Raw genomic sequence first — 23,836 nt, 5'->3', positions numbered from 1 at the left:
GCCCACCCTGCGGGCCGGGACGCGGCCACGCTGTCCCGCCCACCCCGAGAGGATGACCGTGACGACCCGATCCAACACCCGCACCGCGACCGTCGCCCTGAACACGCAGCGCATCGTGTCGGACATCTCGCCCCTGATCTTCGGGGGCTTCGCCGAGCACATGGGCCGCTGCATCTACGAGGGCATCTACGACCCGGCCTCGCCGCTGGCCGATGCACGCGGCTTCCGGCCGGACGTGATGAAGGCCCTCAAGGACCTGAACTACCGCATCATGCGCTACCCCGGCGGCAACTTCGTGTCGGGCTACCGCTGGATGGACGGCATCGGGCCCAGAGAGCAGCGGCCGCGCCGCCGCGCGCTGGCGTGGCGCTCCATCGAGACCAACCAGTTCGGCGCCGACGAGTTCATGGAGTTCGCCCGCGAACTGGACACCGAGCCGATGTGGGCCGTGAACCTCGGCACCGGCAGCATCCAGGAGGCCGCCGATCTGGTCGAGTACATGAACCTGCCGACCGGCACGCAGTTCAGCGACCTGCGCGCCAAGAACGGCAACAAGGACCCCTACGGCGTGAAGTACTGGTGCCTGGGCAACGAGATGGACGGCCCGTGGCAGATCGGGCACCTGGACGCCGTGGCCTACGCCGACAAGGCCGTCGAGGCCGCCAAGCTGATGCGCTGGATGGACCCCAGCATCAAGACCATCGCGTGCGGGTCGTCGAACACCGCCATGCCCACCTTCCCGGAGTGGGACCGCGTGGTGCTGGAGCGCGCGTGGGAGCACATCGACTACTTCTCGATGCACTACTACGTCGGCAACCCGAACATGAACTCCAAGGAAGCGGTGGACACCGACTCGTACCTGGCGAGCAGCGTGCACTTCGACGAGCACGCCGAGACCATCGGCGCCGCGATCCGGCTGGCCAAGGCCCAGAACCGCAGCAAGAAAGACGTGGGCATCTGCTGGGACGAGTGGAACGTGTGGTACCGCGCGGTCGGCGGCGACGGGGGCTGGGAGGAAGCGCCGCACATCCTCGAAGAGGTCTACAACCTCGAGGACGCGCTGGTGGTCGCGCAGTGGCTGGGCACCTTCCTGCGCAAGGCGGACATCGTGAGGATCGCGTGCATCGCGCAGATCGTGAACGTGATCGCGCCGATCATGACCCGCGCCGACGGCCTGTTCCTGCAGACCATCTACTACCCGCTGATGATGTTCAGCAACCACGCGGTCGGGAACTCGCTGGACGTGCTGGTGAAGGCCCCCACCCACGAGACCCAGAAATTCGGCGAGGTCTCGCTGCTGGACGCCACCGCCAGCTTCGATCCGGCCAGCGGCAAGGGCGCGGCGTTCCTGGTCAACCGCTCGCAGACCGAGGCGCTGGACGTGACGGTGCTGTGGGAGGACGTGGCCCCGGGCGAGCTGACCCAGGCGTGGCAGATGGCGGGCCACGAGCCGGCCGCCGCGAATTCCTTCGAGCAGCCCGAGGCCGTGACCATCCACACCATCGACGTGCCGAAGCTCGACGGCGGGCGCGTGACGCTGACGCTGCCGCCGCTGTCGTTCACGGTCCTCACCAGCCAGCACAGCCCCAGCTGACCGGAAGGCTTGACAGTCCCGGTACGCCGGCTTACCATGTGATCGTTCACAAATCCAGAGCCGGGGTGCCCTGTCCCCACAGCGTTGCCGCGGCGCGTCGGAATGCCGTACGGAGCCGGTTGTCGTGTCAGCCGATCTCCCCCGCCCCTTTTGCGTCAGGAGGCACCACATGCGGATCACCAAACTGCTCACCCTCGGCATCGCCCTTTCGGCTTCCGCGCAGGCCGCCACGACCATCGTGTTCTGGGACTTCTTCGGCGGCGGCGACGGCATCCGCATGAAGCAGATCGTGGACGACTTCAACAAGTCGCAGAAGGACATCGTCGTGAACCGCACCACCCAGACGTGGGGCAACCCCTTCTACACCAAGGTGCACACCGCGACCGTCTCCGGCCAGACGCCCGACGTCATGACGTACCACCTGTCGGCCGTGCCCTCCGGGCTCCAGAAGAACGACCTGCGGGCCTTCAGCGCCGCGGACCTGGCCCTGGCCGGACTGAAGGCCACCGACTTCCAGGCCAACCTGGTGAGCACCCTGAACACCGACGCCAAGGCCGCCGGCAAGACCGGTCTGTACGCCCTGCCGCTCGACACGCACACCTATGTCGTGTACTACAACAAGGACCTGCTGAAGAAGGCCGGCCTGCTCGGCGCGGACGGCAAGCCCACGGGGATCAACTCCATCGCGGACCTGGGCAAGGCGCTGCAGACCATCAAGGACAAGACCGGGGTCGTTCCCGCCGCGTTCAGCACCAACCAGGACCCCGCGACGCTGTGGCGCATGTGGTACAGCCTGTTCCTGCAGCAGGGCGGCACCATGTACAAGGACGGCAAGCTGTACCTGGGCGACCTGGACACCAAGGGCAAGGCCGCGCTGCAGACCATGGCCGACTGGACCAAGTCCGGCCTGCTGACCAAGAACACCCAATACCCCGCCGCCGTGGCGCTGTTCACCGCCGGGCGCACCGCCATGATGTTCAACGGCAACTGGGAAGTCCCGACCATGGTGGACGCCAAGGCCAAGGGCACCATCAAGTTCGACTACGGCATCATGGCCTTCCCCAAACTGGCCGGCAACAGTGAGACGTGGGCGGACTCGCACACCCTGGCGATCCCCAACAACACCAAGACGCCCATGAGCGCCGACAAGCTCAAGGCCGTCATGACCTTCATCGGCTACGTGAACAAGCAGGGCGGCCTCGGCTGGGCCGGCGGCGGGCACATCCCCTCGTACCTGCCCACCCAGAACAGCGCGGCCTTCAAGGCCCTGCAGCCGAACGTGCAGTACTCCGCGACGGCCGCCAAGGACGCGACCCTCGAGCCCAACGTGCCGATCTTCGGCGTGGGCGGCCCGGTGTACGACGCCGTGGGCAACAACTTCACCCCCGTGCTGCTCGGCCAGCTCAGCGCGGACCAGGGCATCGCCAAGTTCAAGACGGCCCTGACGAACTTCAACAAGTAAGCGCGGCGGTCAGCGGGGAGGGAGGTCGCGCCCTGGCGCCCTTCCCTCCCCCGACGCCTTTTCCAGCCGCAGAAGGCAGGTGACATGCTCAAGACCGCTCCCTCACGGACCACGGTGCTCAGTCCACAGAAGCAGGTTCAGGTCAGGAAACGCTGGCTGACCGCCGCACTGATGGTCGCTCCCTTCGTGCTGATCTACCTGCTGTTCCTGATCTACCCGTCGCTGCGCGTCATCCAGCTGTCCCTGACCAACGCCGACCTGACCGGGGTCGGCCGGAACGTCGGCCTGAGCAACTACACCAAGCTGCTGCGCGAGCCCACCTTCTACACGGCCCTGCTGGGCACGCTGTACTTCATCCTGCTGACGGTCGTGCCGAACACCCTGGTGGGCCTGGGACTGGCGCTGCTGGTCATGCGCCTGCGCCGGCTGCGCAACGTGGTGCTGGCGGCGTTCTTCCTGCCGCAGGTGCTGCCGGTCAGCGTGGTCACCAGCATCTGGAACTGGATGCTCGACTCGAACTTCGGCCTGGTGAACTCGGTGACCGGCTCGACCATCTCGTGGTTCCAGGACCCGGTGTGGGCCATGCCGGCCGTGGCGCTGGTGACCATCTGGTGGACCGTGGGCTTCAACGTGCTGCTGTTCATCGCGGGTCTCCAGAACATCGCCCCGGACATCTACGAGGCGGCCGCTCTGGACGGCGCGGCGGGCTGGCGGATGTTCCGCTCGATCACGTGGCCCAACCTGTGGCCGGTCACCAGCCTGATCCTGCTGCTGCAGCTCATCGCGCAGTTCAAGATCTTCGACCAGGTGTACCTGCTCACTGGCGGCGGCCCCTTCGACAAGACCCTGGTGCTGCTGCTGTACTCGTACCGCGAAGGCTTCCAGCAGCAGCACGGCGGCTATGCCTCCGCGATCGGCGTGGTGCTGATGGTCATCATCCTGGTCGTCTCGGGCGTGCAAAACCGCCTGCTCAACCGAGGAGAGCGCTGACATGACCGCGACCCCCAGCCCCGTCCTGCGCACCACCAAGCCCCCTCCCACCCTGAGCGTGCGCCTGAGCCGCATGTGGGGCGGCGTCGTGACCGCCCTGACCCTGCTGCTGGCCGTGGTGTGGTTCTTCCCGCTCTACTGGGCGGTCATCACCTCGGTCAAGCCCGAGGCCGATACCATCACCGCGCCGCCGACCCTGTGGCCCAAGACCTTCGACGCCAGCAGCTACACCTACATCTTCCAGAACAGCCCGATCGTGCGCTGGTACGTGAACAGCGTGCTGACCACCGCGATCATCACGGTGCTGGTGCTGCTGCTGTCGATGCTGTGTGCCTACGCGCTGTCGCAGATCGACTTCCGCGGCCGGCGCTGGCTGTTCTGGCTGATCCTGGCGGGCTTCATGATTCCGTTCCAGGCCAGCCTGATTCCGCTCTTTATCTTCATCAACAAGCTGGGCCTGGTGAACAACTTCCTGGGCCTGATCCTGCCGCAGCTCGCCGCGCCCATCGCGGTGGTGATCTACAAGCAGTTCTTCGACCAGATTCCGCCGGAACTCGGGGACGCGGCGCGCATCGACGGCGCCAGCGAGTGGCGGGTGCTGTTCGGGATCTTCCTGCCGCTGAACTGGAGCATCACCGGCGCGCTGGCCATCGTGACCTTCATTGGCGCGTGGAACAACTTCCTGTGGCCGTTCATCGTCATGAACGACACGGCGCGCCTGACCATCCCGGTCGGGATCACGCAGGTACAGTCCGCGTACGGCGTCGCCTACGCCAAGAGCATGGCGACCGCCGTGACCGCCGCCGTGCCCACGATCCTCGCGTACCTGCTGTTCCAGCGGCGCGTGACCGAGGGCGTGATGGCGACCGCCGGCCTGAAATAGCGGACGCGCACCCGTCCCTGCCCGCCGCTTCCGCCACTGTATGAAGGCAAGCGGCGGGCAGGTGTTGATGGTCCACGCGCCCCGAGCGGCGAGAATGGAGGGTGCATGACCACGCCCGAGAAGTCCCCGACCCACTCCCTCCCCGACCGGGCCCGCTCGCAGAACGTCACCATCCACGACGTGGCCCGGCACTCCGGCGTGTCCTACCAGACGGTCTCGCGGGTGATCAACAACCACGCCAACGTCGCGCAGCAGACCCGCGCGCGCGTGCTGCAGACCATCGAGGAGCTCAACTACCGCCCCAGCCTGCTCGCCAAGGGCCTGGTGACCCGCCGCTCGCAGCTGATCGGCGTGGTCGCGCACGGCATGAACCAGTACGGGCCGTCGCAGATCCTCCAGAACGTGCAGGAGAGCGCGCACGAGGTCGGCTACCAGATCATGCTCACCACCCTGCAGCAGGTGGACCTGGAGTACGTGCAGGAACAGGATGTCCTGACCGCCGCCCGGCGCCTGCAACAGTTCGGGGTGGACGGCCTGGTGCTCCTGACCAACTACGACGCGCACGACATCGCCCGGGGCCTCGGCGACAGCCTGCCCTTCGTGATGATCGACGCGACGCCCGACGTGCACGGCCCCACCGTCAGCATCGACCAGTTCGGCGGCGCGGTCACGGCGGCCCGGCACCTCAGCGCGCTGGGGCACCGGCGGCTGCTGCACATCAGCGGCCCGCCCGGCTGGAGTGACGCCCGCCTGCGCCGCGAGGGTTTCGAGAGCGTGGTCCAGCGCGACGGCCTGGACATCCTGCCGCCGTACGAGGGCGACTGGAGCGCGTACAGCGGCTACCACGCGACGCTGCGCGCGCTGGACGATGGCCTGGACTTCACCGGGGTCTTCGCCAGCAACGACCAGATGGCCCTGGGGGTGCTCAGCGCCCTGAAATCCCGCGGCCTGAAGGTGCCCGGCGACGTGTCCGTGATCGGGTTCGACGACACGCCCGAGGCCGCGCACTACGACCCGCCGCTCACCACGGTGCGGCAGGACTTCGGGCAACTGGGCCGCAAGAGCCTCGAGGAACTCCTGCGGCTGATCCAGGAACCCGCCGGGCGCGAACGCCACTACGTGTTCGGCTCGCAGCTCGTGGTGCGCGCCACCACGGCGCCGCCCCGCGAGTCTCCAGCGCGCTGAGACCCGGCGCCCTACGACGCTGCAACCACCGGCGGAGGCCGGACCACCGGGGCGGGCGGCTGGGCGTCCGGCGGCTCGGCCGGGCTGGCCGCGGCCGTCGTCTCGCGATGAATCAGCAGTTCCGGCAGCTCGTCGTCCGTCTCGACCGGGCCCGTCAGGGGAAGCGTGCCCGCCGCGTGCAGCGCCAGCAGGGCGTCCACGACCTCCGGCTCGAAATGCCGGCCCCGCTGCGCCCGGATCTCGACCAGTACCTGCGCGACCGTCCACGCCGCCTTGTAGGGCCGCGGGTGCAGCAGCGCGTCGTACACGTCCGCGACCGCCACGATGCGCGCCATGACCGGAATGTCGTGGCCCTGCAGGCCCGCCGGGTACCCGCTGCCATCCCAGCGCTCGTGGTGCGCGAGCGCGATCTGCTCGGCCATCTGCAGCAGCGGGGACTCGCCGCCGCTCAGGATGCCGGCGCCGATGGTGGTGTGGCGCCGCATCTCCGCGGTCTCCTCCGGGGTGAGGCGGCCGGGTTTCTGCAGGATCACGTCGCTGATCCCGATCTTGCCCACATCGTGCAGGCGGGCGGCCACCCGCAGGATCGCCACGTCCTGCGCGCCGCATCCAAGCTGCTGCGCGAGCAGGGCAGCGACGTGCCCCACCCGCAGGGTGTGCTGGCCCGTCACGTCGTCACGGTACTCGGCGGCGTGCGCGAGGCGCGCGACCACCTCCACCTGCGTGAGGGCCAGGCGCCGGGTCTGGGTGGCGACCTTCGCCTCGGCGTCCAGGTGCGCCTGGCGGGCGATGGCGGTCTGCAAGTGCGACACCGCCGCCTCGTGGTGGGCGCGTTCCACGTCGAACTGTACGGTGAGCTGCATGGTGCGGCGGTCGCGTTCCTGGGCGGACAGTTCGCGTTCCAGCGCGCGCAGCGCCCACAGGTGCGCGACGGCGTCCTGGGGGCGGCCGCTGGCCTCGTCCACCCGCGCCAGCAGTTCGTGGCTGCGCGCCGTCTGCTTGACCGCGCCCAGGTCCGACGCGAGCGCGAGGGCGCGGTCCAGCAGCGCGCGGGCCTCGCCGGGCCGGCCGAGCAGCACCTGCACCTCGCCCAGGCCCAGCCGCGCGTCGAGTTCGCTGTGCTGGTCGCCCAGCTCGCACGCGATGTCCAGCGCCTGCCGGAACTGCTCGTGCGCGTCGTGCACGTGGCCCAGGATGGTCGCGGCGCGGCCGAGACCGTGGTGCGCGCAGCCCACCAGGTAGCGCATGCCCAGGCGCTGCGAGACCTCGAGCGCCTCGCCGAAGCGCTCCCGCATCTCCTCGGGCCGGTCGAGGTTCAGCAGGGCCTCGGCGAGGTTGTTCAGGCAGTACGCCTCCAGGCTGTGCAGGTGGTGGTCGCGGGCGACGGCCAGGGCGCGTCCGGTGTACTCGTAGTTCTGCTGGTGGTCCCCGAGTTCCTCGTACACGTGCCCGATGTTCACCAGGCAGTGCGCGCTGGTCGCCGGGTCGTTCGCGGTCTTGAGCAGGTCGTAGGCCTGCGTCAGGCTGGACAGGGCTGCGGTCAGGTCATGGCGCGCCAGATGCACGTGCCCGATGTTGTTCAGGCACTGCGCGGCGCCCAGCGCGTCCCCGAGACCCTGGCGGATGCGCAGCGCCGCCCCGAGCTGCTCCAGCGCCACGTCCGGGCGCCCCGCGCTGTTGGACAGCGCCGCCTGGTGGTTCAGGATCGAGGCCCTCAGCGCCTCGTCGCCCAGCGTGCGCGACAGCCCGAGCGCCTCGTCCAGCACGGCGCCCACGCGGTCGAGGGCGCCCAGGTCGCGCAGCACCGTGCCGTGGGCGATCAGCGCCTGCGCCTGCGCGCCCCGGTCTTCCAGCGCGCCGTACAGCGCGTGCGCGGCCGTCAGATGCTCCTCGGCCTGCGGCAGTTCACCCAGCCGGTGGCGTGCGCGGCCCAGCAGCAGGTGCGCGTCCGCCTCGCCGGCCCGGTACGCCAGGTCGCGGGCGAGGCCCAGAGCGTCCTCGGCCATGCTGCCGGCGCGGCCCGGCGCGGTGGCCAGCAGCGCCCCGGCCGCCCCGAGCAGCGCGTCCACGGTGGTGGCCGAGGGCGGGGTCGGGGGAGTCGGGGCGGCGGCGACGTACATGGGGCTTACGGCAGCGTGGCGGCCTGGAGAAAGCCCGCCACGTCGAGCCGGCGCCTGACCTTGCTGCCGTAGGCCTTGTTCAGGGGGCGGATGTCGGTGGCGGTGTCGACCAGCGTGGCGAGCAGGTCCTTGGGCGCCACCCTGAGCGGCTGCCCCAGCGCGAGGGCGACCGCGCCGGTCACCTCCGGGGCGGCCATGGACGTGCCGCTCCAGTACGAGAAGTAGTTCCCGGGCACCGGCCCCCACACCGTCTCGCCGGGCGCCATCACGTCGAGCTTGTCTCCGTAGGTCGAGAAGGAGGACTTGCGGTCGTCGCGGTCCACGCTGCCGACCCCGAGGGTCTTCTTGCCGTCGGCGTCGCGGGCCGGCGCGGTGATCTTGTCGTCGCCGGAGTTGCCGGACGAGGACACCACGCTCACGCCCTGCTCGGTCGCGAACTTGATCATCCGGGCGATCACGTCGGACTTCTGGGTGGAGCCGAGCGACAGGTTGATCACCTGGGCGCCGTGCGATACGGCAAAGTTGATGGCCTGCGCGATGGCGGTCTCGTCGCCGCTGCCGTCAGGCCGCAGCGCGCGGATCGGCATCACGGTGGCGTGCGGCGCGATCTGCAGGACGATGCCCGCCACGCTGGTGCCGTGCCCGAAGCCCGGGTCGCTGAAGCCGCCCTCATCCTGCGGCACCGGGTCGCCATTCACGAAGTCCCACTGGTCGGCGGGGCCGGCCAGAGCGCCCTGGAACATCTCGTGCGTGAGGTCGACGCCGGTGTCGATCACCGCCACCTTCACGCCCTGGCCGAGATTCGGGGCCGCCGCCCACGCGGCCGGCAGGCCGATCTGTGCCCACGAGGCGCTGTTCTCGGGAACGCCGCCCACGGTGCCGGTGCCGCCGCTCCAGATGACCGCGCGGCCCCCGCTCCAGATCACGGCCCGGCCGCCACTCCAGATCACGGCGCGCCCGCCCGCATCGACCCGGGTGGCCTGACCCGACCACGCGCTGAGGGTGCCGCTGGCGCCGTAGGCCTGGACATTCGGTTCGACCGCGATGGATCCGCCCGCGTCCGACTGGGCGCTCAGGACGCCGGCCGCGTGGTGCGACAGGCCGAGCACCGCGAACGCCGCTTCCGGACGCCACACCACGACCTGCCCGCCGTACCGCTGTTCGACCGCCGTCGGCGTGTCCGCGCTGCCCACCGGAACCACCGAGGTGTACGGAAAGGTGGCCGGCGGGGTCGTGGTGGCCGTCTGGGCACAGCCCACCACGAGGGTCAGGGTCGAGACGACCGTCGCGAGAGCCGGAACAAGCTTACGGGGCATGCGTGTACCTCCTCGGCCTCACGCCGCAGGCCGCTTCGGGCGTCAGCACGCCCGACGGGACCCTGTAGCAGTGAGCCGTAGGGGCCACTGTGGCGCCGGCCCTCCCACATGCGCCTTGCCGTACCTACAATGAAGGTCAGTTATCGATCATTAATGTCGAGCTGCGGCGCGGGCCGGGGTGTGATGGGCTGGCCGCCGGGAGAAGGGTCGCCGGACAGGGTGGCGCCTGTTTTCATGTCCGCCGCAGGGTCGTGGTGCACGCTGGGCGCATGACGTCACGGTGGCTGGTCTTCCTGGTGCTGGGCGGGTCGGGGGCGCTGGCCCTGACGGCCGGTCCTCCCCTGCTGCCAGACCCGGCGCTGACGCCGGGAGACGTGCTCACGACGGACGCGGCGGTGATCTGCCGCCCCGGTTACTCGCGGACGGTGCGGGCGGTGCCGCAGGCCCTCAAGGAGCAGGTGTACCGCGAGTACGGCATCACGTCACGCGCGCCGGGCGAATTCGAGGTGGATCACCTGATCAGCCTGGAACTGGGTGGGTCGAACAGCCTGCGCAACCTGTGGCCGGAGTCGTACGTGACCTCGCCACTGAACGCGCGCGTGAAGGACACGCTGGAAAACCGCCTGCACGACCTGATCTGCGCGGGCACGGTGGGCGTTCCGGACGCTCAGCGGGCCATCGCGCACAACTGGCAGGAGGCGTACGTGAAGTACGTGGGACCGCTGCCGGGCGGCGGAAAACCGCAGCGGGCGCCGAACCAGCCGGCGATTGCGCCCACGCACGTGCCGGCCCTGCCGCCCGGCGCGGCCGATCCGGAGCACCCGACGCTGGACCTTCCCATCCTGCCGGGGCTGCCGGCAACGAGCGCGCCCGAACCGGTGTCTCCAGATGCCCTGCCGGACACGGCGCCGCCCACCCCGGAGCCCCCGGCCGCCACGGACAGCGCGCCGCCGTCCGGCCCCACCCCGCCGGACGCGCAGGGCGCCTGCCCGGCCGACGCGCCCGTGAAGGTGAGCCGCAGCGGCGTGTACCACCTGCCGCAGGGCGACGTGAACTACGCGGTCACGCGGGCGGTCGCGTGCTTCCCGGACGGCCCGTCGGCCGGGGCTGCCGGGTACCGGGCGGCACGGTGAGCAGTCCTGCGCGCCCACCGCTGCTGCTGGTGCCGCCCAGTGCGGCGAGCGAACCGACCGACCGGCAGCGGCAGCTGTACGCGGCGGCGGCGGCGCAGATCGAGGCGGCGCCGGAGTTCGCGGCCCTGCACGGCGCGGCGCCCAGCCGCGCAGAGGTGAACGTGGGCCTGCCGGACACGCAGCGCGGCTACCTGTACCTGCGCTACGACGTGCCGGGCGGCACCCCGCAGGAGTTCTGGGCGCACGTGGGGCGCGCCGCGCGGCTGAACTGGCGCACGGGGCAGGTCACGGTGCCGCTGGACACCCCGCCGGCCTCCACGGCAGCGGGCCGCACCCCCTAGGAGCGCGGCCCGGCCGTCGGGCCACCGGGTTCAGATGGCCTGGACGTCGAACTCCAGGTTCAGGTCGCGCACGTCGTCGTTGGGGTTCTGTCCGGCGACCAGCGCGTACGCGGCCCTGTCGGGCGTGAGGTAGGTGTCCATCACGCGGCTGAGGTCAGCGAGCGTGACGGCCAGCAGCCGCGCCTTGTAGGCCTCCTGCACCTCGGGCGTGTAGCCGGCGCGGTCGCCGAAGAAGCGCATGCGGCCGATGGTATCGGGACTGGTCAGCGGGTCGAGGAGCTTGCTGGCCGACAGGATCGCCTCGGTCAGGTCGCGCTGGCCCAGGTCTGTGTCCAGATAGGTGCGGGCGTCACGGAAGACCTCGAAGGTGCGCTTCACGTTCGGGTCGCGGTACGAACTCATGGTGAACACGCCCTCACGGGTGTCGAAGCCGGCGCCGCCGCCGTACGCGCCGCCCTTCTCGCGGATCTCCTTGAGGAGGTAGCCGCTGCGCAGCAGCCGCGACAGCACCAGCAGCGCGGGGCTGTCCGGGTGCGTGTACGGCACGGTGCGGAACGCCACGGCATTGAACGCGACCGGCGAGTCGGTGGTGCGCGCCTGCGGGCGCAGCGGCGCGGGCTGCGGCGCGGGCTGGCCCACCGGCGCGTCTCCGACGAAGGCGGCCGTGATGGGCGTGACGTCGAGGTTCAGGTCGTCGGGCGTGGCGGTCACGCACAGCGCGGGCGTGCCGGTCAGGAGCAGCGCGTGCACGCGGTTCAGGCGGACCAGCAGGTCGTCCAGGCCGCCGCCCTCGACGATGGTCTTCAGGGAGGCCAGGGCGGTCAGGCCGCTGAAGCGCTCGGCGATCACGCCGGCCGGACTGACCTGCGCGGCGGCGAGGCGCTCGGCGTAGGCGTTGCCGCCCTGCAGGATGCTGGCCTTGAGGCCGGCGAGGCGCTGCTTGAGCAGCTGTTCCAGGCGGTCACGGGTGAACATCGGCGTGGCGAGCACGTCGCGCAGCACGTCCACCAGGGCCGGGGCGTTGCGGGCCAGGGCCTTGCCGCTGAGGGTCAAGCTCAGGCGCAGCCCCGCCAGGTCGTCCGGGCGGGTGCCGACGCCGACGCTGGCGCTGATCCCGCCCGTTACGGCCTCGATGCGGCGGGCCAGGGCCACGTAGTCGTCGCCGGCCGCGCCGCCGCGCGTGACGGCGAAGGCGTACAGCGGCAGGGTCTCCAGCAGGTCATCCGGCACGTCGGGCAAGCGCACCTGCACGTCGAGGTACGTCAGGCCGCCGGTCGGTTGCGGCACGCGGGCCACGGTGGCGCGCCCAACCTCCTCCTGCGTGTAGGCCACACGCGGCACGCGCGGCGGTACGTCCGAGAGGGCCAGGGTGGGCAGTACGTCCGGGGTGCCCTCCTGCGCCTGGAGTTCTTTCAGCCGCAGGCTCTCCGCGACGATGCGCGAGCGGTCCTCGTCGGTGAAGTCGGCGCTCAGGCGCGTGACCAGGGCCTGCTCGTCGGCCTCGGTGCGCTCGGCGAGCTGCGGGTCCGGCGCGAGTTCCAGCGTGACGCGGTGGGGATTGTCCAGCAGGCCGCGCTCGATCATGGGCTCGAACACCCGGCCACGCGCGAGGTCGGCGCGCAGGCGCGTCAGTTCGGCCTCCAGCCGCAGCCCCGTGACGGGATCGCCGCCGTACAGCCACGGCCCCAGCAGCCGGAACATCACCTGGAGTCCGTAGGGGTACCCAGCGTTGCTCACCTCCTTCTGGGCGATCTCGAACTGGTGCAGGCTGCTCTCGATCAGCGCGGGGTCGATGCCCTGCGTGGCGATGTCCCGCAGGGTGTCCAGTACCAGCGTCTCCACCTCCTGCGCTCTGCCGGAGGGGAGGCCCTTGAGGCCGGCGGCGAAGGCGCCCTCACGGAAGGAGTCGCGGTAGCCGCTGAGGTCCGCCAGGCCCGCGCCCAGGCCGGACTCGATCAGCGGGCGGGTCAGGGGCGCGGCCGGATTGCCCAGCAGCACGTCGCTCAGGACGCTCCAGCGCAGGTTCGCGTCGGCGTCGCTGCTGTGGCCCAGCTTCCATGCCACGCTGACCTGCGCGCCGCGCTCCACATCCGAACCGGGGTACGTGACGGTCTCGCGGCGCGGCTGCGCGAAGGCCGCCTGGTCCGGGATGCTCACGTCCAGTTCCTGACGCGTGAAGTGCGTCATCACGTGGGACTCGATGTCCGAGAGGATGCGAGCGAGCGGCAGCTTGCCGTAGGTGTAGAAGAAGGCGTTGCTGGGGTGGTAGTGGGCGGCGTGAAACGCGCGCAGGCCCTCGTAGGTCAGGTTCGGGATGTCCTGCGGCGCGCCGCCGGAGTTGTTCGCGTATGTCAGGTCCGGGTACAGGGCCTTGCCGAAGGCCCGCCACATCACCGCGCCGGGCGCGGCCATGGCGCCCTTCATCTCGTTGTACACCACGCCCTGGAGCTTCAGCGGACTGCGCGGGTCGTCCGGCGTCTCGAACTCGAAGCGGTGGCCGTCCTGGCGGAAGGACTCGTAGCGCATCAGTGGGAAGAACGTCGCGTCCAGATACACCGACAGCAGGTTGAAGTAGTCCTGCTCGTTGCGCGTGCTGAACGGATAGGTCGTCCAGTCGTTGCTGGTCATGGCGTTCATGAAGGTGTTCAGCGACCGCGGCAGCATCGCGAAGAAGGGATCGCTCACCGGGTACTTCTGGCTGCCCATCAGCACGATGTGCTCCAGGATATGCGCCACGCCGGTCGAGTCCCTCGGCACGGTCGGGAAGGTCACGCCGAAGGCGCTGTTGTCGTCGTCGCGCACGACATGCGCGTGCCGGGCGCCCAGCTCGTGCTCAAGCAGGATCAGCGTGCCCTGCATCTCCGGCAGGGCTTCCACGCGCTGCACGGTGTACCGGCCCAGACGGTCGCCCACGTGGGGCAGGGCGGAGGTGGTGGCTGTCATCCCGGAAGTCTAGTGCAGGCCCTCGCCGGGAAGCGTGCCAGGACGCGCACTCGCCCGCCCGGCGGGGGCGGCTGCGGAAGATCATGCCCTCCTCACCGGGCACGCACCCGCCGCCGCGTACACTGCGGGGCATGGTTCTCCTGCCCTCTCCGCGCCGCGCGGCGCTGGCCCTGCTGCTGGGCGCGGCCCTGGTGTCGTGTGGTCAGACGACCACGGGCTCCACCACCAGCGGCAAGGACGCCCTGTACTTCGCCGACAGCGCCGGCGGCCTGCCGCCCATCTACGTGAACGAGCCGTACACGGCGACCGTGGCCATCGCGGGCGGGGTGGGACCGTACTCGCTGCGGCTCGCGGGCGGCACGCTGCCGCCGGGCGTGAAGCTGGACGCCTCGCAGCGCACGCTGTCCGGGCAGCCCACCAAGACCGGCACGTACACCTTCACGCTGGAAGCCACCGATTCCACGCTGAGCACCAAGGCCAGCGAGTACACCCTGAACGTGCAGGACCTGCCGCCCCTGGCGATCACGCCGACCCTGCCCAGCGGGGAGATCCGCGGCGAGACGCGCATTCCGCTGACCATCACCGCGCCGCGGAGCGCGCGGGCCGCCCACCTGTCGTGGACGCTGCCGCAGGGCGTGAAGGTCACGCGAGTGCAGAACGCGGACGCGGGCGGCCTGCTGTTCTGGCGGCAGGACGGGCAGACGCTGCTGCTGGACATCGGCTTCCGCAAGGTGCCGCGCACCGGCACGCGCGTCGCGCTGGTCAGCGTGAAACCCAGCAAGGCCGTGACCCTGAGCGGCGGGGCGCTCACCGTCGAGGCGCGCGGCGCAGACGGCGCGCTGGTCGGCGTTCCGAACGCCGCGCCGTCCACCCCGGCGTCCGGGTCGCAGACGACCGCGCCGAGCGCCGCCCCAGCCACGACCCCCACGACGGACACCACGGCGCCCAGCACTTCGCCGAGCACGGCGCCCGCCACCAGCACGGACACCACGGCGCCCGCCACCGATCCGAACGCCTCGCCCACGCCGCCCAATCCGCCAGATCCCACGCCGCCCTCCCCGGGTGGGGGCACGCCGTGAGGGCCGCGCTGCGCGCCCTGAGCCTCGGCCTCTGGCTGCTGATGGCGGTGCCCGCCGGAGCGACCACCGCGCCCACCCTGACCTTCGCGCAGCAGGCGAAGAAGGCCGAGGTCATCGTGCGCGCCACGCTGGGCACGGCGGCGACGGTCACCGAGGGCGGCGCCGCGTACACCGTCTACCCGCTGACCGTCGCGGAGACGCTGACGGGCGACGCCGGCACCCTGCCGCAGTACCAGGGCCGCCCGGCGCTGTATGTGTTGCAGGGCCTGGCCGACCTGCCGACCCTTACCGCGGGCCAGGAGGTCGTCGCGCTGCTGTACGCCCGGCGGCTGGACAGCCCGGTCGTGGGCTTCAACCAGGGGCTGTACCCCGTCAGCAGCGGGAAGGTCACGGGGGCCAAGGACGCCGCCGGCAAGGACATCACGGATCTGGGCGCCCTGCGGGACGCCATCCGCGCAGCCCGGGAGGCCAAATGAAGCGCCTGAGAACCGCACTGACGGGCACGCTGCTCGTGGCTGCCCTGCTGGGCGCGGCCCAGGCGGCCACCGTCAAGCTGCGCCCGCAGGGCGACGTACTCACGAAGGCCGTTCAGGAGGCCCTCGCGGCGCTGAGCACCAAGGAGCTGCCGGTCACGCTGGACACCAGCGCCGGGCCTTTGCTGTTCCTGGGGGGCAGCGGGACCAGCAGCGCACCCTTCAACCCGGACGTCGCCGCGCGGGTCGTGACGGTCGGCACTGAACGTCGCATCGAGTTCAATCCGCAGGGTCCGCTGCCGCTGGCAGACGCCGTGAAGGCCGAACTGACGAAGGAACTCGGCCTCAGCGCGTGGACACAGGACGCCGCCCGCGCCCGCCTGAGCGGCGCCGACCTGAACGGGGACGGCAAGATCACGCTGGCGGACCTTGCGATCCTGATGGGCAACTATGGCAAGACGGGCGCGCTGCCCGGCGACCTCAACCAGGACCAGCGGGTGGACGACGCCGACCTCAAGCTCTTCAGCACGCAGTACACCCTGAGCGTGCCGGCTGCGGCCCCGGCCACCACGCCGGCCACTCCCCCCTCGACCGGCACGGGCACAGCGCCCGCCACGGCTCCGGCAACCACGACCCCCGCCACCACGCCACCCACGAGCAGCCCGCCCCCGGCGTCCAAGCCCTGAGGGTGCGCCCTGCTACCCTGGCCGCATGACGGCACCTGAGCGCGACACCATCGACCTCCAGGACTTCCTGAAACTGACCGGGCTGGTCGAGACGGGCGGCGAGGCGAAGTTCCGCGTGCAGGGCGGCGAGGTGCGGCTGAACGGCGAGGTCGAGACGCGGCGGCGGCGCAAGCTGCACCGGGGCGACATCGTGGAGTACGCGGGGCAGCGCGTCACGGTGGACTGGTGAGTGCCGCATACGACGAGGCCGTGCTGGACTTCCGGCGGCGCAAGGACGAGCACTTCGCGGCGGGGCGCGGCCCGGTGCGGCCCGAGACCTTCACCGGCCTGACCTACTACCCGCCGGACGAGGCGTGGGCGTTCCGGGTCCCGCTGCACCCGGCGCCGGACGGCGGCGCGCCGTTCACGCTGGACACAAACACCGGCCAGCCGCGCACCATGAGCGCCCTCGGCACGGTCACGCTGCCCCTGCCCGGCGGCGAGCGCACGCTGACGGTGTACGCCCCACTGGGCGAGGAGCGCCCGCAGCGGGTGTTCATCCCGTTCCGGGACGCGACCAGCGGCGAGGAGACCTACGGCGCCGGCCGCTACCTGGACGCCCCCCTGGCGGACGACGGCGAGCTGTGGGTGGACGTGGATTTCAACATGGCGTACCACCCGTACTGCGCGTACGGGGACGGGTGGACGTGCCCGCTGCCGCCGGCGTCCAATCGCCTGCCCGACGCCGTGCGGGCCGGCGAGCGTCTGGCCCCGCCCAGCGCGCCCTGACACGCCGGCCCACAGCTCGCGCTGGCGCCGCGGCGCCGTGATGACCGGTCACCCAGCAGCGCTCTCCTGACGACCATTGATCCTCCCCGGCGTGCGGCGCGGTGAAAACCCTCTGCCGCAGGGCGCGCAGGGAGTGTGGGGAGCTGTAAGAATGCGTGACTTATATTGGCTTCATGCGCGCTTCCGCGACGCCATCCATGTCGTCAGGTCTCCTGACGGACGTGGGTCGTCAGCGGCAGGGCGGGGTGAACCAGGACGCCGCCCTGGCCCTCGACCTGCCGCGTGGCGGGCTGTACGCCGTGGCGGACGGCATGGGCGGGCACGCGGCGGGTGAACTCGCGGCGAACCTCGCGCTGGACGCGCTGAGCCAGCACTACCTCGAGACCCGCAGTTCCCCGCCGATCCGGCTGGCCGAGGCCGTGCAGGCCGCCAACCTGGCGGTGCTGCGCCACGCGGTCGGGGAATACGTGGGTATGGGCACCACGCTGCTGGCGGCGCTGGTGGACCGCGGAGCCGTCACGGTCGCGCATGTCGGGGATTCCCGTGCGTACCTGCTGCGCGGCGGGGAACTGTACCGTCTGACGGAGGATCACTCGTGGGTGGCGGAGCAGGTGCGGCTGGGCCACATGACCGAGCAGGAGGCCCGCGACCACCAGTGGCGTTCGGTGGTGAGCAACGCCCTGGGCGGCGAGGAGCGCGTGCGCCTGGAACTGTTCGCGTTCCCCGTGCAGCCCGGCGACCGGCTGCTGCTGTGCAGCGACGGCCTGAGCGGCGTGGTGCTCGACCGTCAGCTGCTGGAACTGCTGGCGCGGCCGCTGGAGCCCGAGGACACCGCCCGGACGCTGGTGAACGCCGCCAACGACGCGGGCGGTCCGGACAACATCACGGCCGTGGTGGTCGACGTGCACCGCAACCAGCGCCTGCCGGCCTATCCGCTGCCGCAGCGCATGGAGGACGGCCCCACCTACGTGGACGTGCTGCTCAGCGCGCAGCGCGGCAACAGCCTGATCACGTACCTGCTGCTGATGATCGCGTACTTCACGCTGCTGGGCGTGATGCTGGTCCCGGAACACCGCGTGCTGCTGGGCCTGACCGGCACGACCCTGCTGGTGATCGTCCTGATCGGGCAGCGCATCTGGACGGCGAAACGGACCGGGACGGTGCTGAACCGCCCCACCGCGTCGCTGAAACGCCCGGACGTTCCGGCCGTCGCGGCCGGGCCAGGCCACCGCACGCCGGACTCCAGAACCTGAGCGGCGCCGGGCTCAGTCGCCGCCGACGAACACCGGCGCCGCCAGCGGGCTCTCGGCTTCCTGGTAGCCCTCTTCCTGGTGGGCGGTCAGGTCGATGCCCTGGCTTTCCTGGCGCTCGGTCATGCGCAGCGGCGTGATCAGCGCGGTGACTTTGAGCAGGACGAAGGTGCCGCCCCCGGCGAGCGCCGCGGCCGCCAGCACGCCCACCAGCTGAATGCCCACCTGGGCGGCGTGGCCGGCGAGCAGGCCGGCGCCGGCCGGGTTCACGACCGGGCTGGCGAGGACGCCGGTGAGCAGTGTGCCCACGATCCCGGCGGTGCCGTGGCACGCGAAGACGTCCAGCGCGTCGTCGGGCAGCAGCCGGTGCTTGTGGGCGACCACCACGTAGCTGACGCTGCTGGCGACCGCGCCGATCAGCAGGGCACCCAGCGGCGTGACAAAGCCGCACGCGGGCGTGATGGCGACCAGCCCGACCACGGCGCCGGTGGCCGCGCCGACCGCGGTGGGCCGCCCCCCGCGCCGGCTGTCCCACAGCATCCACGTGAGCAGGGCGGCGGCGGCGGCGCTGTTCGTGTTCAGCAGGGCGTAGGCGGCGGTGGTGCCGGCCGCCAGCGCGGAGCCGGCGTTGAAGCCCAGCCACCCGAACCACAGCAGACCGGTGCCCAGCAGCACGAACGGCACGTTGTGCGGGATGCTCGCGAAACGCGGATAGCCCAGGCGCGGGCCGAGCATCGCGGCGGCCACCAGACCGCTGACGCCGCTGGTCACCTCGACGACCGTGCCGCCGGCGAAGTCGAGCACGCCCAGGCGCGCCAGCCAGCCGTCCGGACTCCACACCCAGTGGGCCAGGGGCGCGTACACCACGAGAATCCACAGCAGGCCGAACACCACGAAGGCGGGAAAGCGCATGCGCTCCACGACGCTGCCGCTCACGACGGCCAGGGTGATCGCCGCGAAGAGAATCTGGAAGATCGCGTAGAGCGGCGTGGGAATGGTGCCGGTCAGGGTGCCGGCCATGTGGCCGAGCCCGAGCTGCGACAGGCCGCCGATCACGGCGTTCCCGCCAGGGCCGAAGGCCAGCGTGTACCCCACGGCGACCCACGCGACCGACGCCACGCCCAGCGCCGCGAAGCTCATCATCATGGTGTTCAGGACGCTGCCGGCGCGCACCAGGCCGCCGTAGAACAGGGCGAGGCCCGGCGTCATCAGCAGCACCAGCGCGGCGCACAGCAGCACGAAGGCGGTGTCGGCGCCGTTCGGGCCGGCCGGGGCCTGGGCGAAGGCGCTGCCGCCCACAAGCGCCAGCGTGGCCCACACGCGCTTCACGGTTGGTCCGGGGTGAGTTTGGTCTCGTTGACAGGCGTCAGGGCGGCGTTGTCCTCCTCGCCCGTGCGGATACGCACCACGCGCTCGAGGCTCTGCACGAGCACCTTGCCGTCGCCGACCTCGCCGGTGCGCGCGCCGCGCATGATCGCGTCGACGGCGGCCTGCTCGAAGGGGTCGCTGACCGCGATCATGAATTCGACCTTGTCGTGGAACTCGACCATCACGTGGGTGCCGCGGTAGTGCTCGACCACGATCTGCTCGCCGCCATGCCCGCTGACGCGCGACAGGGTCATGCCGCTGATGCCCGCCTGGAACAGCGCCTGCTTCACGTGCTGAACCCGCTCGGGCCGGACGACCGCCGTGATGAGCTTCATGAAGTCAGAGTAGCGAGCCGTCGGTCATCGGGAGCACATTTGTCCAGAACCCACCGGACAAGGAGCAGGTTTTCACGGCGGAGCGCGCAGGAACGACCCTCTGGCCGGCAGGATGCACGGCCAGACACACACAACATGAACAGCCTGCCCCCGGGGATGCAGTCGGGGGCAGGTGGACGTGGAAGTTCTGGGTTACGGGTGGTGCGTGAACTCAGTTGGAGCGTGAACTCAGTCGCCGCCGACGAAGACGGGAGCGCCCAGGCCGGTTTCGCTGTCGGAGTAGCCCTGCTCGGAGTGGGCGCTGACGTCGATCCCCACGATCTCCTGGTTGGCCGGCACGCGCAGCGGCATGACCAGTCCCACCAGTTTCAGGAGGACGAAGGTGCCCACGCCGGTCCACACGACGCTGGCGAGCACGCCGGCGATCTGGATGAGCATCTGCTCGCCCCAGGGCTTGCCGCTGCCGGTCGTGAAGGCCAGCGCGCCGGTCAGGAGGGCGCCGACGATCCCGGCGACCCCGTGGCACGCGAACACGTCCAGCGCGTCGTCGGCCTTCATGGCGGCCTTGTACTGCACGGCGGCGAAGCTCGCGGCGGCGCCCAGCGCACCCACCAGCACCGAGGCCATCGGGCTGACGAAGGCGCACGCCGGGGTGATGGCGACCAGGCCGACGACCAGGCCGGTGGCGGCGCCGACGGCGGTGGGCTTGCCGGAGCGGACGCTCTCCAGGCCCAGCCACGTGAGCATCGCGGCGGCGGGAGCGATCAGGGTGGTCATGAAGGCCAGCGCGGCGGTCTGGTTGGCGGCCAGCGCGGAGCCGGCGTTAAAGCCCATCCAGCCGAACCACAGCAGGCCGGCGCCGAGCAGCACGAAGGGCACGTTGTGCGGCACGTGGGCGGTCTTGGGGAAGCCGATGCGGCTGCCGAGCACCGAGGCGGCGACCAGGCCCGACACCCCGGCGGCGATGTGAATCACGGTGCCGCCTGCGAAGTCCAGGGCGCCCAGCTTGAACAGCCAGCCGTCCGCGTTCCACACCCAGTGGGCCAGCGGCGAGTAGATCAGCAGGCTCCACAGCCCACCGAACAGCACGAAGGCCCCGAAGCGCATGCGCTCGATGACCGCGCCGCTGATCAGCGCCAGGGCGATGATCGCGAACATCGCCTGGAAGGCCGCGAACACGTACGACGGAATGGTGCCGCTCAGCTGGTCCTTCATGCCCGCGAAGCCCGCGTTCGCCAGCCCGCCGAAGAAGGCGTTGCCGCCAGCGCTGAAGGCGATCGAGTAGCCGCCCAGCATCCACAGGACGCCGACCAGCCCGATCGACACGACGCTCATCATCATGGTGTTCAGGACGCTCTGCGTGCGGCTCAGGCCGCCGTAGAAGAAGGCCAGGCCGGGCGTCATCAGGAGGACCAGGGCGGACGCGACGATCATCCACGCGGTGTCGCCGGTGTCCATCTTGGGCGCGGTGCCCTGGGCGAAGGCCACGCCGCCGAGCAGCAGGGCCAGGGGGAGGAGGGTACGGCCGGAGGGGAATCGGGGGATCATCAGGGTCACGGCTCCTTTCTCGGCCCTCACGCGGGCGTGAGACGCGTCTCGGTGACGGGGGTGAGGGCGGCATTGTCCTGCTCGCCGGTCCGGATACGCACCACGCGGTCGAGGTTCTGCACGAAGATCTTGCCGTCGCCGACCTCGCCGGTGCGCGCGCCGCGCACGATCGCGTCGATGGCGGCCTGCACGAAGGGTTCCGAGACCGCCATGCGGACCTCGACCTTGTCGTGGAACTCGACCATCACGCGGGTGCCGCGGTAATGCTCGACGACTTCCTGCTCGCCGCCGTGGCCGCTGACGCGCGACAGGGTGATGCCGCTGATGCCTGCCTGGAACAGCGCCTCTTTCACCTGTTGGACGCGTTCGGGCCTGATGACTGCCGTGATGAGTTTCATGGCGTCTCCTTTAGTTCGTTCAATTTGCAGTGGTTGCATCCCTGCATGCTCCGAGCTTAGGGACGAATGAGCGGGATGTCAAAATTCTGACAGCAATTTGGCTAGATTCTCGTGTACAGATTGCAGCGTTCACTCATCAGGGAACGGAGTGTCACGCGCAACGGCGACGCCTGTCCAGTCGGAGCCGGACGCCCTGCACGGCGGCAGCACAAAGGGGGTGGGGAGGAGTCCAGCGCCTCCTCCCCACCCCGTGGATGTCCTGAACCGTCTACAGCGCCCGTCGCCGCCCGCCCAGCCGCGACCACAGCCGGTAGCCGACCACCGCGATCACCGCCAGCAGCAGCACGGCGAGCACCGGGGCGAACACGGCCAGCACGCTCATCAGCAGGCTGGTGCCGTCCTCGACGGTGCTCACCACCGGATTGCCCAGGCCGGCGGTCGTGGCGGTCGCCACTGGCCGCACGGCCGTGCGCGCTCCGTGCACGCCGCCCGCCACGATCACGCCCAGCACCAGCGCCAGCGAGGGCGGCACGTCCGCCACGCCCGCGTGCGACGCGAACAGCACCGCCCCGGCCGCCGCGTTCACCACGCCGCCGACCACGTGCAGCGCGTGGTCCACGCCGGGAATCTTGTCGCCCACGAAGTCCAGCGCGCCCAGCACCGCCACGCCCAGCAGCACCCACGGGTTCATCAGCAGGTCGAAGGGCGCCGACAGGTGCATCACGCCCGCGCGCGACAGCAGGCCCACCAGCAGCAGCGGAATATACGCGTTCAGGCCCGCCGCGCCCGACAGGCCCAGCGAGGACAGCAGACCGGTGAGCAGTTCCATATGCTCATGAGTACGCCGCCGGCGCGCCCAGCGTTGCTCCCGCGCCTTGGGTGAACCTTTAGCGCGCCGCGCGCGTCAGCGCAGGTACGCGCACAGCAGGTCCACACCCGCGCGCAGGTCGTCCACGTGTACGGCCTCCACGACGGTATGGATGTAGCGCGTGGGCACGCTGAGGGTCACGCTGGGCACGCCGGCCCGCGAGCGCTGGATGGCCGCGCCGTCCGTGCCCCCCTGGGCGAGCACCTCCAGCTGCGCCGGAATGCCCTGCGCCTCGGCCAGATCCGCGAAGTGGTCCACCAGCCAGCGGGTCGAGATCATGCTCGAGTCGAACACCTTGATGCCGATGCCCCCGCCCACCCGCGTGACTGCCTCGTCGGGCCGCGCCCCCGGCGTGTCCACCGCCAGCGTCACGTCCAGCCCGATCCCGATGGTCGGCTGCGCGCCGTACGCCGCGACGCCCGCGCCGCGCAACCCCACCTCCTCCTGCACCGAGAACACGGCGAGGATGTCGTGGCGGGGCCGCTGCTCCGCGAACTGGCGCAGGGTTTCGAGCAGCACGAAGACCGACGCCCGGTCGTCCATGGCCTTGCCGCACACCAGCGCGCCCACCTGCCGCGCCGCCTGGTCGAGCGTGACCATGTCCCCGACCCGCACGCGGCGGCGGACCTCGGCCACGTCCAGGCCGAGGTCCACCACGAAGTCGCGCACCTCGGGAATCGCCTTGCGTTCCTCGGGCGTGGAGACGTGCACCGGTCGCCCCCCCGGCGTGAGGATGCCGGGCAGCGTACCGCCCCGCGCATGCACGGTCACGGTGCGCGCGAAGAGGTTGCGCGGATCGAAGCCGCCCAGCGCCTGCACGCGCAGATAGCCCTGCTCGTCGATGTAGCGCACCAGGAAGCCGATCTCGTCCATGTGCGCACTCACCATCACGCGCTCGACGGTCTCCCCCGCCGCGGCCTCGCGCGCCGCCCGCCGGGCGATCACGTTCCCCAGGGCGTCCACGCGCACCTCGTCCACCAGACCGTCCAGTTCCCCCAGCACGAAGTCGCGCACTGCGTCCTCCTGACCGGGCACCCCCGGCAGGTTCGAGAGGTGCATCAGGACGTCCAGGCGCAGATCGGTTGTGGGCATGCCG

General features: G+C 70.9%; 22 protein-coding genes. 13 read left to right on the top strand and 9 right to left on the bottom strand.

From position 1 onward, the window contains the following. The first annotated feature begins 58 nt into the window (after nucleotides 1-58). The 5 genes from HNQ07_RS15780 (at nucleotide 59) to HNQ07_RS15760 (ending at nucleotide 6,114) form a co-directional block, all read left to right on the top strand. Nucleotides 59-1,594 carry an alpha-N-arabinofuranosidase gene (locus HNQ07_RS15780; RefSeq protein ID WP_229832088.1) on the top strand — a complete coding sequence of 512 codons (1,536 nt, stop codon included), beginning with the start codon at nucleotides 59-61 and terminating at the stop codon, nucleotides 1,592-1,594. 169 nt (nucleotides 1,595-1,763) lie between these two features. Continuing rightward, nucleotides 1,764-3,056: an extracellular solute-binding protein gene (locus HNQ07_RS15775; protein ID WP_184113500.1), complete on the top strand. Its 1,293-nt coding sequence runs from the start codon at nucleotides 1,764-1,766 to the stop codon at nucleotides 3,054-3,056. Between the two features lie 84 nt (nucleotides 3,057-3,140). Then, nucleotides 3,141-4,046, top strand: a complete 906-nt coding sequence (locus tag HNQ07_RS15770) for a carbohydrate ABC transporter permease (protein ID WP_184113498.1) — start codon at nucleotides 3,141-3,143, stop codon at nucleotides 4,044-4,046. 1 nt (nucleotide 4,047) lies between these two features. Further along, a complete protein-coding gene (locus HNQ07_RS15765) occupies nucleotides 4,048-4,929 on the top strand; it encodes a carbohydrate ABC transporter permease (RefSeq protein ID WP_221275114.1) in 882 nt (293 codons plus the stop codon). A 105-nt stretch (nucleotides 4,930-5,034) separates the two neighbouring features. Further along, a complete protein-coding gene (locus HNQ07_RS15760) occupies nucleotides 5,035-6,114 on the top strand; it encodes a LacI family DNA-binding transcriptional regulator (protein ID WP_184113496.1) in 1,080 nt (359 codons plus the stop codon). 11 nt (nucleotides 6,115-6,125) lie between these two features. On the opposite strand, the gene HNQ07_RS15755 is transcribed toward HNQ07_RS15760, so the two are convergent. Continuing rightward, the gene (locus HNQ07_RS15755; protein ID WP_184113494.1) at nucleotides 6,126-8,234 is read right to left on the bottom strand and encodes an HD domain-containing phosphohydrolase; all 2,109 of its coding nucleotides are present in this window, start codon (nucleotides 8,232-8,234) and stop codon (nucleotides 6,126-6,128) included. A 5-nt stretch (nucleotides 8,235-8,239) separates the two neighbouring features. Next, a complete protein-coding gene (locus tag HNQ07_RS15750; protein ID WP_184113492.1) occupies nucleotides 8,240-9,550 on the bottom strand; it encodes a S8 family serine peptidase in 1,311 nt (436 codons plus the stop codon). Nucleotides 9,551-9,819: 269 nt separating this feature from the next. On the opposite strand from HNQ07_RS15750, the gene HNQ07_RS15745 reads away from it, so the two are divergent. Then, on the top strand, nucleotides 9,820-10,683 hold the full coding sequence (locus HNQ07_RS15745; protein WP_184113491.1) for a hypothetical protein: 864 nt from the start codon (nucleotides 9,820-9,822) through the stop codon (nucleotides 10,681-10,683). Next, on the top strand, nucleotides 10,680-11,024 hold the full coding sequence (locus HNQ07_RS15740; protein WP_184113490.1) for a hypothetical protein: 345 nt from the start codon (nucleotides 10,680-10,682) through the stop codon (nucleotides 11,022-11,024). Before HNQ07_RS15745 ends, HNQ07_RS15740 begins: the two co-directional genes overlap by 4 nt. A 30-nt stretch (nucleotides 11,025-11,054) precedes the next feature. On the opposite strand, the gene HNQ07_RS15735 is transcribed toward HNQ07_RS15740, so the two are convergent. Beyond that, nucleotides 11,055-13,967 carry an insulinase family protein gene (locus HNQ07_RS15735; RefSeq protein ID WP_184113489.1) on the bottom strand — a complete coding sequence of 971 codons (2,913 nt, stop codon included), beginning with the start codon at nucleotides 13,965-13,967 and terminating at the stop codon, nucleotides 11,055-11,057. 131 nt (nucleotides 13,968-14,098) lie between these two features. On the opposite strand from HNQ07_RS15735, the gene HNQ07_RS15730 reads away from it, so the two are divergent. The 6 genes from HNQ07_RS15730 (at nucleotide 14,099) to HNQ07_RS15705 (ending at nucleotide 18,226) form a co-directional block, all read left to right on the top strand. Next, the gene (locus tag HNQ07_RS15730) at nucleotides 14,099-15,046 is read left to right on the top strand and encodes an Ig domain-containing protein (RefSeq protein ID WP_184113488.1); all 948 of its coding nucleotides are present in this window, start codon (nucleotides 14,099-14,101) and stop codon (nucleotides 15,044-15,046) included. Then, the gene (locus HNQ07_RS15725; RefSeq protein WP_229832086.1) at nucleotides 15,043-15,522 is read left to right on the top strand and encodes a hypothetical protein; all 480 of its coding nucleotides are present in this window, start codon (nucleotides 15,043-15,045) and stop codon (nucleotides 15,520-15,522) included. Before HNQ07_RS15730 ends, HNQ07_RS15725 begins: the two co-directional genes overlap by 4 nt. Further along, nucleotides 15,519-16,205: a hypothetical protein gene (locus tag HNQ07_RS15720; protein WP_229832084.1), complete on the top strand. Its 687-nt coding sequence runs from the start codon at nucleotides 15,519-15,521 to the stop codon at nucleotides 16,203-16,205. The genes HNQ07_RS15725 and HNQ07_RS15720 overlap by 4 nt, the downstream gene beginning before the upstream one ends. Nucleotides 16,206-16,230: 25 nt before the next feature. Continuing rightward, complete coding sequence (locus HNQ07_RS15715) at nucleotides 16,231-16,434, top strand: RNA-binding S4 domain-containing protein (protein WP_184113487.1); 204 nt, start codon at nucleotides 16,231-16,233, stop codon at nucleotides 16,432-16,434. After that, on the top strand, nucleotides 16,428-16,973 hold the full coding sequence (locus HNQ07_RS15710; RefSeq protein ID WP_184113656.1) for a DUF1684 domain-containing protein: 546 nt from the start codon (nucleotides 16,428-16,430) through the stop codon (nucleotides 16,971-16,973). Before HNQ07_RS15715 ends, HNQ07_RS15710 begins: the two co-directional genes overlap by 7 nt. A gap of 173 nt (nucleotides 16,974-17,146) precedes the next feature. After that, entirely contained in the window at nucleotides 17,147-18,226 is a 1,080-nt protein-coding gene (locus tag HNQ07_RS15705) for a PP2C family protein-serine/threonine phosphatase (RefSeq protein WP_184113486.1), read from the top strand. A 12-nt stretch (nucleotides 18,227-18,238) separates the two neighbouring features. Here the strand turns inward: HNQ07_RS15705 and HNQ07_RS15700 are convergent, their stop codons facing one another. From HNQ07_RS15700 to HNQ07_RS15675, 6 genes are all read right to left on the bottom strand, one after another. Further along, nucleotides 18,239-19,552 (bottom strand): ammonium transporter, encoded by a 1,314-nt coding sequence (locus HNQ07_RS15700; RefSeq protein ID WP_184113485.1) that lies wholly within the window; start codon nucleotides 19,550-19,552, stop codon nucleotides 18,239-18,241. Then, nucleotides 19,549-19,926, bottom strand: coding sequence for a P-II family nitrogen regulator (locus HNQ07_RS15695; RefSeq protein ID WP_184113484.1), 378 nt, complete (start codon nucleotides 19,924-19,926; stop codon nucleotides 19,549-19,551). The genes HNQ07_RS15700 and HNQ07_RS15695 overlap by 4 nt, the downstream gene beginning before the upstream one ends. A gap of 228 nt (nucleotides 19,927-20,154) precedes the next feature. Then, nucleotides 20,155-21,474 carry an ammonium transporter gene (locus tag HNQ07_RS15690; RefSeq protein ID WP_184113655.1) on the bottom strand — a complete coding sequence of 440 codons (1,320 nt, stop codon included), beginning with the start codon at nucleotides 21,472-21,474 and terminating at the stop codon, nucleotides 20,155-20,157. 26 nt (nucleotides 21,475-21,500) lie between these two features. Continuing rightward, nucleotides 21,501-21,872: a P-II family nitrogen regulator gene (locus tag HNQ07_RS15685; protein WP_184113482.1), complete on the bottom strand. Its 372-nt coding sequence runs from the start codon at nucleotides 21,870-21,872 to the stop codon at nucleotides 21,501-21,503. 268 nt (nucleotides 21,873-22,140) lie between these two features. Then, a complete protein-coding gene (locus HNQ07_RS15680) occupies nucleotides 22,141-22,701 on the bottom strand; it encodes a DUF4126 domain-containing protein (protein WP_184113480.1) in 561 nt (186 codons plus the stop codon). 75 nt (nucleotides 22,702-22,776) lie between these two features. After that, nucleotides 22,777-23,832: a M42 family metallopeptidase gene (locus tag HNQ07_RS15675; protein ID WP_229832083.1), complete on the bottom strand. Its 1,056-nt coding sequence runs from the start codon at nucleotides 23,830-23,832 to the stop codon at nucleotides 22,777-22,779. Between the last annotated feature and the right edge of the window lie 4 nt (nucleotides 23,833-23,836).

Source organism: Deinococcus metalli (assembly GCF_014201805.1).
Taxonomy (GTDB): Bacteria; Deinococcota; Deinococci; order Deinococcales; family Deinococcaceae; genus Deinococcus; species Deinococcus metalli.
Note: the sequence above shows the minus strand (reverse complement) of the source record. Positions and strands in the feature narration are given on the sequence as shown.